Raw genomic sequence first — 11,886 nt, 5'->3', positions numbered from 1 at the left:
ACCAAGCAAAGCAAGTTGGGGTGGGGCCCCAACACAGAGGCTTTCGAAGCGAAAGGCAACGGACAACGCAAGTTGGGGTGAGGCCCAAGTACAGAAAAACTGGCTAAATCAGTTTTTTCTAGCAATGATATCGTGGCATCATTTTGTTTGTAGATTGCCATATAACCGACAAAAACATTGTTAAAAAAATAAATAAAAAAATAATATTTTAATAGCGCAAAGTAATGTATCATAACTTCACAATACTGTAATGTAATTGAAATGGTATTCTGCTGTTTTTTGTATTACCTTTAATATGTGGATTTATAAAAGACAGAACGAAAAGCCGAGACAATACATGAATGTGTATAGTATATGAAGTAGACTACGTCTCGACTTAATGCAATCATTTTCATCTATTTAGTCGAGAGATGCCATTACTGCTATTTAATGTAATGAGACATAGTGAGTAGTATGTTTATGAATAATACAAAGACACATTAAAATGATATTGGAGGTTTTTTTAGTGAAAAAGAAATATATGGCAGCAATTATTGGGACAAGTGCTTTAAGTACCGTATTCGCACATCAGGCAGAAGCAGCTACAACACATACAGTTAAAGCTGGAGAATCTGTTTGGTCAATTTCTCATAAATATGGTATGTCTATTGCACGATTAAAATCACTTAATGGATTAAAATCCAATTTAATTTTCCCTAATCAGGTGTTAAAAGTAAGTGGATCTAGCAAAAGTACAGCAAACCGTACTGCAAACACAAGTAGTAGTACATATACAGTGCAACCAGGAGATTCGTTATCTCTCATTGCATCGAAATATAACACAACATATCAAAAAATTATGCAATTAAATGGTTTAAATAATTTCTTTATTTATCCAGGTCAAAAATTAAAAGTGACTGGTACAGCTGCAAAGAACAATACAAAACCATCACAATCATCAAAATCTAGTATTTATACAGTGCAACCAGGAGATTCATTATCTTTAATTGCATCAAAATATAACACAACTTACCAAAAAATCATGCAATTAAATGGTTTAAATAATTTCTTTATTTACCCAGGTCAAAAATTAAAAGTGACTGGCACAGCTTCAGGTTCTTCAACAAGAACTTCAAATTCTAATAGCTATAGAACACCAATTTTTAGCCACAGTAACTTATATACATGGGGTCAATGTACATGGCATGTATTTAATCGTCGTGCAGCTATTGGTAAAGGTATCAGCACATATTGGTGGAATGCTAATAATTGGGATAACGCAGCTGCAGCGGATGGATACACAATTAACTATACGCCAACAGTAGGCTCAATTGCACAAACAGATATAGGATATTATGGTCATGTTGCGTTTGTAGAACGTGTTAACAGTGATGGTAGTATCTTAGTTTCAGAAATGAACTACAGTGCATCACCAGGAATTATGACATATCGCACAATACCTTCTTATCAAGTATCTTCATATAGATATATTCATTAATGAATGATGCTGTATCAATAAGATGAGAGATTAAAATATACTAAAATCTTGGCAACCTTACTTAAGGCTTGTAAAAAAATAGAACCGTAATTTGTTAAATACAGCAAATTGCGGTTCTAATTGTTTATTTGTGAGTTGTAGATATAAAATAAGAAGAATGACTGCAATAATGTTATTGACTAACACTATAAAATAACAATACGAAATTAGAAATCTTCTTTAATTTTACGATAACTTGTAGCTAAGCGTGTGACATTGATTATAAATAGAAATAGTGCAGCAAGTTTACGGATCTTTTTAGGAGATTTTAAAGATACATAGAAATCTAATAAAGTACCAGCAGTGCTTAAACCTAATGATAAATAAACTAAATTCTTTTCTTTTGCGTCATACTTAATCCCATTGTATCCATCTACTAAAAAGCCGGCTAAACTAATTAAATTGGATACATGTGTTAATTTTGATTTTTTTGCCATGAAACATACCCTCCGATGAATATGATATGGTTATATTATAAACGAAATTGTAATAACGAAACATTTATTATGTTTGAAAGCACATAGTTACATGTAATAATCAAATTAATCCCAAAGGAATGGTCAAAGTGATTCGTTGTGTATGCTTAGTAGAAGAAACAGAAGATAAAATCTTGCTCGTACAGGTCAGACATAGAGAAAAATATTATTTTCCAGGTGGGAAAATAGAAGCTCATGAATCGATGTTAGATGCTATCCAGAGAGAAGTGAATGAAGAATTAAAGCTTGATATTCCTCAAACTCAATTTGAATATATTGGGACAGTGGTAGGGCAAGCATATCCGCAAAAAAATATGCAGACGGAGCTCAATGGTTATCGTGTGACGACAGATATAGATTGGGAACAAATTCAAATCGATAACGAAATTACAGATATTAAATGGGTTGATAAAACAGATACACATTTAATAGCGCCAGCAGTCCAAACATGGATTGCGCAAATATCTTCAAAATGATTCTTTCAAAATGTGTTGAACAAGGTTATAGAATTAAGGAAATAGGAAACGAGACAGCATTCATTATGAATCTGTAGTCTCGCTCCCGCAAGGTTGACAGGATTGAAAATACGCTGATACCAAGCTTTTTTCAATCATGTCAACTACTGCCAATATTTAATTCATAACCTAGAAGGTAATGATGTTCCAGACTCATCGTATATTTCCCGGGAAAATACTTAAGCTAGAGCAACGAATGCCATAATGCTAAGGAGTAGGAAATCAAATTCAATGTTTAAATGAAAAATATAAGGCAGGTTACAACGTGCGTCATACGTGAACCTGCCTGATTGTTATTCAATTGTTTGAGAATGAGTGGCGGATAATTTTTTATGTTTAATGAAAAAGGCAGTAATCCATGCAGTGATAGGGATACTTATTGCAATGGCGATACCACCTAGCAAGATGGAAATAAATTCTTGAGTAAAGATTTTTGAATTGATAATGTGTTCAAATGAATAATTCAGTTTAAAAAACCAAAAGAATAATGTTAATTGACCACCAAAATAAGCCAAATAAATTGTGTTTGCAGAAGTAGCTAATATTTCTCGTCCAACCGTCATGCCGGATTTGAATAAATCTGTTTGAGATAATTTTGGATTTGCTTCGTGTAATTCGTACATTGGTGAACTGATGGTGATTGCTAAATCAATAACAGCTGCAATAACTGCTAACACAATGGTAAACACCATAAATTGCACCATATCGATACCAATATTCATGGAAAATATATAAGTTTCATCCTGTTGTTCAGTAGTAAAACCTTGTAAATGACCGAGTCGAACAGATAAATAAATACCTAGAATAAGTATCATGATGGTTATCATTGTGCCTAGAAAGGCGGCTTTAGTTTTAATATTATAACTATTTAAAATGAATAAATTGCATGAAGCAACTACGATACAGAAAATGACGAGTACCACGTATATCGGTATACCCAACATAATACAAACGATACTTATCAATAAAATGATAAAATTTAAGAATAAGGTTAAAAATGAAATAAGCCCCTTAGTCCCGCCAAAAACAATCATTAATAAAAATAAGATAAATCCTAATAATGTAATTGCACTCATGATGGCTCACCTCGCAATTTAATAAAAAGGCTCATTAAAGTAATAGTAATAGGTATCGTTAAGACAATGCCAATCCCGCCAGAAATCGCTCGAGTAATTTCTAACGACCAATTCATTGAAATCGTGTAAGTAAATGTATTGGCATTTTTTAGATATATAAGTAGCATTGGTAGACTTCCAGACAAATATGAAAATAATAGTATATTCGTCATGGTTCCCATGATATCTTGACCGATACGTCGTCCGGCTACTGCAAGGCGCTGTATACTTATGTCAGGTGTACGTTGATAAATTTCATACATACCACTAGATAAAGTGATAGCAACATCCATAACTGCACCGAGAGACCCAATTAAGACGGAAGCTAAAAATACTTCTTTAGGTGGTAATGTGAGAAAACTCATCGTTTCATATTTTATACCTGCACCATCGGTTAAACGAATGACCAATGCAGTAATGCCAATGCTTAATAGAGTGCCGAGTAAAGTACTGGCAATCGTTATCCATGACCTCAGCTTTAATCCGGTGACTAGTAGTAGTGTGATGATTGTCGCTAAGGTAACAGCAATTGTCATAAGTCCAAAGAGACTTAATGAAGGATGCTGGTTATGAAGTTGAATAGCCAATAAGACGGCACAAGTATTGAAGGCTAGTGATAGAATCGATTGCAAACCGACTTTCTTACCAACAATGAGTACGGCGAGTATGAATACTCCAGAAATTGCAACGACTAGGGAATCACGTTTTTTTTCGATAATAGTTGCGCTTTTTAATGAATCTGTTATATGTAAAAGTACTTTGTTATTTTTAGAAAAGGCTTCTGTATCTGCTTGAGATGCTACATATGTATGGTTAATGGTTGTTGTTTGATGCTGAAACTTACCATTTAATATTTCTAATGTTAGACGTTGTTTGTACTTTGTATCTGTATTATGGTGTTCATCAGTTATTTTTTGCTGATGAACTTGTTCGACATTTGTAATCTTGGCAATAGGCGTGTGGTAGAGTCGATCGTTGAAAAATGTAAAAATAAACACTGCTAATATAAGGACTGCTAAACTGCAAATTAGCCAAAAAAATCTTGAATTCAATATGTTTTTATATTGCATCATGTTAAGACGGTCCTTTCACTTTAAAGATAGAGTGATTATACGCCCTAAGCTTTAGCATTTCAAATATTAGCAGCTTTATAAAGTGGCGTGAACGATTAATGATATGTTGAAACACGATTAAATAAAGTTTGTATCAGTGATGTTAATTGTTGCACATCAGGCTTATTATTTTCTTTGCGCACTACGATGCAGATAGAGCGTTTTAAAGGCGTGTGATTAAGTGAAATATCTTTATAATCAAGTGAACTGACAGTTAAGCGTTGATAATCAGGTGCTAATATAAAACCACGATGTTGTGCAAGTAAATATTGAGCTAGCGCCGGATGTGTGACGACGTGTAGTGTAGCTTTAGTTAATTGTTCAATTAAAGCTATCATTGTTGTGGACAGTGGCGTTAATGTAAAAATCGTTGCGCCTTCAAATTGAGCTAAGTGTGGGTTCATCGCCAGAGCTAACGGTTCTTCTTTAGGTAAATATAAATGGTATGTTTCTTCATATAATAAAGTTACATTTAAATCGTTGTTTTGTTGTAGCGTTGGAGTAAGCTCAGTAATTGCGACATCCAACGCATCCACTAATATCTGCTTCGTGGAATCTTGAGAAACTTGTTGTGGAATAATTTTACTATCATACTGACGTTCAAATGTTTGTATTAATGGTAATATACGTTCAGCAACATAGCCTTGTTCATATCCTAGATTAATAGAATAAAGATTATTGGATTCTTGTTGACGGAATAATGTCAAAGTTTCATCTACTTGATTTAATAATTTAGTGGCATGAATAACAAAGTCTTTACCTGCTGTGGTTAAACGAATGTTACGCCCTTGACGCTTAAATAGTTTGACTTGCAACTCATCTTCTAATTGTTGAATCTGCCGACTAATTGCCGACTGGGCGATATCTAGTTCTAATGCTGCATCAGAAAGATGTTCTCTTTTAGCTACCTCTAAAAAATATTTTAATTGTTTGATTTCCATGCCTATTCCTCCATTAACTATCATTGTTCTAAAAATTAGAAAGGTATTATCGAATTCGTATATTGTACAGATAAATATTTTACATTATAGTGAAGCATATTAACATAAAAATTCAGAAAATTCTTGAAAATGGGGTATGCATCATGTGTGATTTAACAATAAAAAGAGGATTATATGATTATCGAGAAGAACATGATGCTTGTGGTATTGGTTTTTATGCCAATATGGATAATAAACGCTCGCATGACATTGTTGACAAATCATTAGAAATGTTACGTCGTTTAGATCATCGCGGTGGTGTGGGCGCAGATGGTATTACAGGCGATGGCGCAGGAATAATGACCGAAATACCATTTGATTATTTTAATAAACATGTTGATTTTGAACTTTCGTGTGAAGGGGAATACGCGGTAGGATTATTCTTTTCTCAAAAGGTCATAGTAAATACACGATATCAGAAAATGATAGATTTGTTATTTCGTAGTGAAGGACTAAAGGTGCTAGGATATCGTGAAGTACCTGTAAATAAAGAGGTATTAGCACAGCATGTAGCTAAGACTATGCCATATGTCTATCAAATCTTTGTCGACATTACTAATCATCAAGATATCGAGAAAAAGTTATATTTGGCAAGAAAACAAATTGAACACGAAGCTGAACAACAGGGGTTAGAACTTTATTTTACTAGCTTATCTCATAAAACAATTGTTTATAAAGGATGGCTGAGATCTGATCAGATTAAGGGGTTATATTTGGATTTACAACATTCAGATTATCAGTCTAAATTTGGATTGGTACATTCTCGTTTTAGCACGAATACATTCCCAAGTTGGAAACGGGCACATCCTAACCGTATGCTAATGCATAATGGAGAAATTAACACCATTCAAGGGAATGTGAACTGGATGCGGGCGCGTCAACGACAACTGATTCAAACATTATTTCCGAATGATGCACATAAGATTTGCCAGATTGTAGATGAAGATGGTAGTGATTCTGCTATTGTTGACAATGCGTTAGAATTTTTAACACTTGCTATGGAACCTGAACAAGCAGCGATGCTCCTTATACCAGAACCATGGCAACATGACAAAGCAAATGATGCAACGGTGCGTGCATTTTATGAATTTTATAGCTACTTGATGGAACTTTGGGACGGACCAACAATGATATCGTTTTGTAACGGCGATAAAATAGGCGCTTTAACAGATCGTAATGGTTTGAGACCTGGACGTTATACGATTACAAAGGATAATTATATTGTTTTTTCTTCTGAAGTTGGTGTGGTTGATATTCCAGAAGCGAATGTCGCTTATAAAGGGCAGTTAAATCCAGGTAAATTATTGCTTGTGGATTTTGAGACACAGCAAGTAATTGAAAATAATGAGCTGAAATCACGAATAGCAACACAATATCCTTATAAAACGTGGCTTGCAAAGCATAAAATTGATTTACACTTGGAACAAATAGGTTATCAATCATCGTGTTTATCTGAAACAACAATATTTAAGTTACAACAACAATTTGGCTATACCAAAGAAGATATTAATAAATATATGAGTGAACTTGTGACTGGCAAGAAAGATCCAATTGGTGCCATGGGTTATGATGTGCCAATAGCTGTATTAAATGAACAACCACAAAGTTTATTCAATTACTTTAAGCAATTATTTGCACAAGTTACTAATCCACCCATTGATGCTTATCGTGAGAAAATAGTAACAAGTGAACTGTCTTACCTAGGTGCAGAAGGGAATATATTACATCCGACGCCGGAAGCGCTAAAGCGAATTCAATTACAAAGACCTGTATTGACACCTAGTCAGCTTGAATATATTGAATCGAGTGAGTTCAAGACAGTACGATTATCTACCTTATATACAAATGTGCTTGCAGATGCACTTGAATTGCTTGGTCAACAGGCCATTGAAGCAGTTAAAGATGGCGCTGAAATTCTCGTATTAGATGATAGTTTGTTGAGCCAGAAAACAGCATATGCCATGCCTATATTACTTGCAACCAGCTATATTCATCAGCTACTCATTAAAGAAAATTTACGCATGAATACAAGTATCGTGGCTTATAGCGGAGAAACAAGAGAAGTTCATCATGTTGCGTGCTTATTAGGCTACGGAGCGAATGCGGTAGTACCATATCTTGCGCAAGCAACCATTGAACAGTTGACAGTACAGAAAAAGCTAACAGGTAAAGTTTCAAATAATGTCGAAACATATACTCAAATTTTATCTGAAGGCGTCATAAAAGTCATGGCTAAAATGGGTATTTCAACGGTACAAAGTTATCACGGTGCTCAAATTTTTGAAGCAATTGGTTTGTCTCATGAAGTTATTGAACGCTATTTCCCAGGCACGCCGTCTAAGCTATCAGGGTTATCCATAGCACAAATAGAAGCAGAAAATAAAGCACAGCAACAACGACACTTAGATTATTTACCTTCAGGAAGTGTATTTCAATGGAGACAACAAGGACAGCACCATGTATTTAATCCATTGACTATTTTCAAGTTACAACACGCATGTCGCGAAAATGACTACCAACAATTCAAAGAATTTACTGCTGCAGTTCATAGCAAACGGTTTGACCATATCAGAGACTTACTAACGTTTAAACAACAGCACCCAATCTCAATTGAAGAGGTGGAATCAGCAGAAGAGATTGTAAGACGATTTAATACAGGCGCAATGAGTTATGGTTCAATTTCGGCAGAAGCACATGAGACTTTAGCCAAAGCTATGAATCAGTTAGGTGGAAAAAGCAACAGTGGTGAGGGTGGAGAACATGCTTACCGCTATAAACAGCAAGCAGATGGCAGTAATATATCTAGTGCCATAAAGCAAGTAGCATCCGGTCGTTTTGGCGTAACAAGTGAATACTTACAACATGCAAAAGAGTTACAGATTAAAGTTGCTCAAGGTGCTAAACCAGGTAAAGGAGGACAATTACCAGGCAGTAAAGTATATCCTTGGATTGCCAAGGTGAGAGGTGCAACACCTGGGATTGGACTTATTTCACCACCACCGCATCATGATATTTATTCGATTGAGGATTTAGCACAATTGATTCATGATTTAAAAAATGCAAATAGAAATGCGGATGTGGCGGTAAAATTAGTATCGAAATCAGGCGTTGGTACGATTGCTTCTGGCGTCGCAAAAGCTTTTGCCGATAAGATCGTAATCAGTGGCTATGATGGTGGTACAGGTGCTTCACCAAAAACGAGTATACAACATGCAGGATTACCTTGGGAGATTGGGTTAGCAGAAACACATCAAACGTTAAAGCTTAATGATTTACGTAGTCGTGTCAAAATTGAAACGGACGGTAAATTACTTACAGGTAGAGATGTTGCACTTGCTTGCGCATTAGGTGCTGAAGAGTTTGGTTTTGCTACGGCACCACTTGTTGTGTTGGGATGTGTCATGATGCGGGTGTGTCATAAAGATACTTGTCCCGTGGGTATTGCTACTCAAAATAAGGATTTGCGTGCATTATTTAATGGCAAAGCAGAACATGTCGTGAATTTTATGTATTTTATCGCAGAAGAAATGCGGGAAATTTTAGCTTCTCTAGGTTTAAAACGCGTAGAAGATTTGATTGGTCGTACAGACTTGCTTGAGCGTGCAACGGATATACCGCCAAGATCTAAAGCGGCAACCTTAGATTTGTCGCCACTACTTGAACCAATAGCTGGTGTGAATTATCAACAGATGATGCAACAACATCATTTAGAACAAGGTTTTGATTTAAGTAGTTTGTACTACGATGCACAAATCGCAATTAAAGAAGGCCAACACTTTGAGGGGACATATGTTATTCATAATGAACAACGTGATGTTGGTGTTATTACGGGTAGTACGATAACAGAATACTATGGTCCGGATGGCTTGCCAGAAGATACCATTATAGTAAAAACATCTGGTCATGCTGGGCAAAGTATAGCAGCATTTGCGCCACAAGGATTAACAATACAACATACTGGTGATGCAAATGACTATGTTGGTAAAGGGTTGTCAGGTGGCAAAATTTGTATTAAAGCACCAAAACCTGAAAGAGAAAAAGATATTATTGTAGGAAATGTTTGTTTTTATGGTGCCACCGCCGGAGAGGCGTATATTAATGGTCGTGCTGGCGAACGATTTTGTATTCGTAATAGCGGTGTGAATGTTGTTGTAGAAGGAATCGGAGATCATGGCCTAGAGTATATGACAGGAGGACACGTGCTCATACTAGGAGACGTAGGTAAAAACTTTGGTCAAGGTATGAGTGGTGGTGTATGTTATGTCTTCCCGAGTGATGTTGAAGCATTCAAAGCTACACATGCACTAGAGACTTTGGCATTTAAACAAGTTGTACATCAAGAAGAACAAGCATTAATCCGTCAAATGCTAGAGGCACACATCGCCTATACAAATAGTACGAAAGCACGTGATGTGCTTAAACAGTTTGACCAAATAGAGTCACGTGCAGTTAAAGTGATACCAAAAGATTATGAATTAATGATGCAAAAAATCGAGATAAAACGACGTCAGTATAGCAGTGATGCTGATGCATTATTGGCGGCTTTTAATGATGATAGCACGTCGATAGATAAAGCATTGCAACCGACGTTAGTGTATTGATGGAAGGAGCGATGGTCATGGGGGAATATAAGGGTTTTATGATGTATGACAAACAATCGCTGACGGAATTATCATTAGCAGATCGACTGTTAAATCATCAGCCATTTCAACAACGTTTTACTAAAGAGGAAGCAAGGATTCAAGGTGCTCGATGTATGGATTGTGGCACACCTTTTTGTCAGACGGGGCTACCTTATGGCAAAGAAACGATAGGCTGCCCTATTGGTAATTACATTCCTGAATGGAACGATTTAGTGTATCATCAAGACTTTAAAAGTGCTTATGAGCGTCTAAAAGAAACAAATAATTTTCCGGAATTTACTGGCCGAGTTTGTCCAGCACCATGTGAAAACTCATGTGTTATGAAAATCAATAGAGAATCAGTTGCTATAAAAGGAATTGAGCGCACTATTATTGATGAAGCTTATGAGCATGGTTGGGTTTCACCTAAATACCCTCGTACCTCTAGAAATCAATCGGTGGCTATAGTTGGTAGTGGACCGGCTGGTTTAACTGCTGCTGAGGAATTAAACTATCAAGGATATCAGGTTACAGTATTTGAAAAGGCCCACGAGCCTGGTGGTTTGCTGATGTATGGTATTCCTAATATGAAATTGGACAAGAATGTAGTTTGCCGCCGTATTGCATTAATGGAAGAAGCAGGTATATGCTTTAAGACTGATGTTGAGGTGGGGGTAGATATCAGCAAAACAACGTTAGAAGATACGTTTGATGCTATTATTCTATGTACAGGTTCCCAACAGGCTAGAGATTTACCATTAGAAGGACGGATGGGATTTGGAATTCATTTTGCTATGGACTATCTAACTGAACAAATGCAGGTGTTAAATGGTGAAATAAATCAGCCAACTATTACGGCAAAAAACAAAAATGTTATTGTTATTGGCGCAGGTGATACAGGAGCAGACTGCGTAGCTACGGCTTTACGTGAAAACTGTAAGTCTGTGGTTCAGTTCAATAAATATACACGGTTACCAGAAAAGATGACCGTTGATTACAATACAGCATGGCCACTTGCGATGCCAGTATTCAAAATGGATTATGCCCATAAAGAATATGAAGCACGCTTTGGTAAAGAACCACGTGCTTATGGTGTTCAAACTATGCGCTATGATGTAGACCATTTAGGATATGTTAGAGGTGTCTTTACACAAGTTTTAGAGCAAACAGAAAATGGTATGTCAATCGTTGATGGTACAGAACGTCACTGGCCAGCAGACTTAGTGTTGCTATCCATTGGATTTGTTGGTACAGAAAATACAGTGCCACATGCATTTCATATTGCTACAGAACGCAATAAAATAGTAGCCGATGACATAAATTATCAAACAAATCATCCGCATATCTTTGCTGCTGGAGATGCGCGACGCGGACAAAGTTTGGTTGTGTGGGCTATTAGAGAAGGACGTGGAGTTGCTAAAGCAGTCCATCATTATTTAACTCAAAAAAACATGGCACAACATATAAAATAATATTGACTTTTAATGAACGCTATAATAAGATGTTTATTGTGTTCATTGGAGGAATACCCAAGTCCGGCTGAAGGGATC

Annotated in this window: 9 protein-coding genes; 5 read left to right on the top strand and 4 right to left on the bottom strand. The window is 36.1% G+C overall.

Features of this window, described 5'->3' with window-relative positions; all coding sequences use genetic code 11:
• The coding region (locus HMPREF2864_RS12215; protein ID WP_218086064.1) for a hypothetical protein at positions 1-184 on the top strand (184 nt) is incomplete at its 5' end.
• A 321-nt stretch (positions 185-505) separates the two neighbouring features.
• Positions 506-1,477 carry a LysM peptidoglycan-binding domain-containing protein gene (locus HMPREF2864_RS03825; protein WP_002479270.1) on the top strand — a complete coding sequence of 324 codons (972 nt, stop codon included), beginning with the start codon at positions 506-508 and terminating at the stop codon, positions 1,475-1,477.
• Positions 1,478-1,683: 206 nt separating this feature from the next.
• On the opposite strand, the gene HMPREF2864_RS03820 is transcribed toward HMPREF2864_RS03825, so the two are convergent.
• Entirely contained in the window at positions 1,684-1,953 is a 270-nt protein-coding gene (locus tag HMPREF2864_RS03820; protein WP_070545044.1) for a hypothetical protein, read from the bottom strand.
• A 128-nt stretch (positions 1,954-2,081) separates the two neighbouring features.
• On the opposite strand from HMPREF2864_RS03820, the gene HMPREF2864_RS03815 reads away from it, so the two are divergent.
• Positions 2,082-2,468 (top strand): NUDIX hydrolase, encoded by a 387-nt coding sequence (locus HMPREF2864_RS03815; protein WP_002479271.1) that lies wholly within the window; start codon positions 2,082-2,084, stop codon positions 2,466-2,468.
• A 332-nt stretch (positions 2,469-2,800) separates the two neighbouring features.
• Here the strand turns inward: HMPREF2864_RS03815 and HMPREF2864_RS03810 are convergent, their stop codons facing one another.
• The 3 genes from HMPREF2864_RS03810 to gltC form a co-directional block, all read right to left on the bottom strand.
• On the bottom strand, positions 2,801-3,583 hold the full coding sequence (locus HMPREF2864_RS03810) for a YibE/F family protein (RefSeq protein ID WP_002461163.1): 783 nt from the start codon (positions 3,581-3,583) through the stop codon (positions 2,801-2,803).
• Positions 3,580-4,692 (bottom strand): YibE/F family protein, encoded by a 1,113-nt coding sequence (locus tag HMPREF2864_RS03805; RefSeq protein WP_172452330.1) that lies wholly within the window; start codon positions 4,690-4,692, stop codon positions 3,580-3,582. The genes HMPREF2864_RS03810 and HMPREF2864_RS03805 overlap by 4 nt, the downstream gene beginning before the upstream one ends.
• 98 nt (positions 4,693-4,790) lie before the next feature.
• Positions 4,791-5,675, bottom strand: a complete 885-nt coding sequence (gene gltC, locus HMPREF2864_RS03800; RefSeq protein ID WP_002479273.1) for a glutamate biosynthesis transcriptional regulator GltC — start codon at positions 5,673-5,675, stop codon at positions 4,791-4,793.
• A gap of 143 nt (positions 5,676-5,818) precedes the next feature.
• On the opposite strand from gltC, the gene gltB reads away from it, so the two are divergent.
• Both gltB and HMPREF2864_RS03790 read left to right on the top strand, forming a co-directional pair.
• On the top strand, positions 5,819-10,315 hold the full coding sequence (gene gltB, locus HMPREF2864_RS03795) for a glutamate synthase large subunit (RefSeq protein ID WP_070545045.1): 4,497 nt from the start codon (positions 5,819-5,821) through the stop codon (positions 10,313-10,315).
• Positions 10,316-10,332: 17 nt separating this feature from the next.
• Complete coding sequence (locus tag HMPREF2864_RS03790; RefSeq protein ID WP_070545046.1) at positions 10,333-11,808, top strand: glutamate synthase subunit beta; 1,476 nt, start codon at positions 10,333-10,335, stop codon at positions 11,806-11,808.
• The last annotated feature ends 78 nt before the right edge of the window (positions 11,809-11,886 follow it).

Origin of the sequence: Staphylococcus sp. HMSC059F04 (genome assembly GCF_001812565.1) — a bacterium.
Classification (GTDB): Bacteria; Bacillota; Bacilli; order Staphylococcales; family Staphylococcaceae; genus Staphylococcus; species Staphylococcus lugdunensis.
The sequence above is the reverse complement of the archived record's forward strand: the minus strand, read 5'-3'. Positions and strand labels throughout refer to the sequence as shown.

Bases quoted from the DNA above. Each gene is read 5' to 3' on its own strand.
- HMPREF2864_RS03790 (WP_070545046.1), top strand. From the start codon at position 10,333: ATGGGGGAATATAAGGGTTTTATGATGTATGACAAACAATCGCTGACG.
- gltC (WP_002479273.1), bottom strand. From the start codon at position 5,675: ATGGAAATCAAACAATTAAAATATTTTTTAGAGGTAGCTAAAAGAGAA.
- gltB (WP_070545045.1), top strand. From the start codon at position 5,819: ATGTGTGATTTAACAATAAAAAGAGGATTATATGATTATCGAGAAGAA.
- HMPREF2864_RS03820 (WP_070545044.1), bottom strand. From the start codon at position 1,953: ATGGCAAAAAAATCAAAATTAACACATGTATCCAATTTAATTAGTTTA.
- HMPREF2864_RS03810 (WP_002461163.1), bottom strand. From the start codon at position 3,583: ATGAGTGCAATTACATTATTAGGATTTATCTTATTTTTATTAATGATT.
- HMPREF2864_RS03805 (WP_172452330.1), bottom strand. From the start codon at position 4,692: ATGCAATATAAAAACATATTGAATTCAAGATTTTTTTGGCTAATTTGC.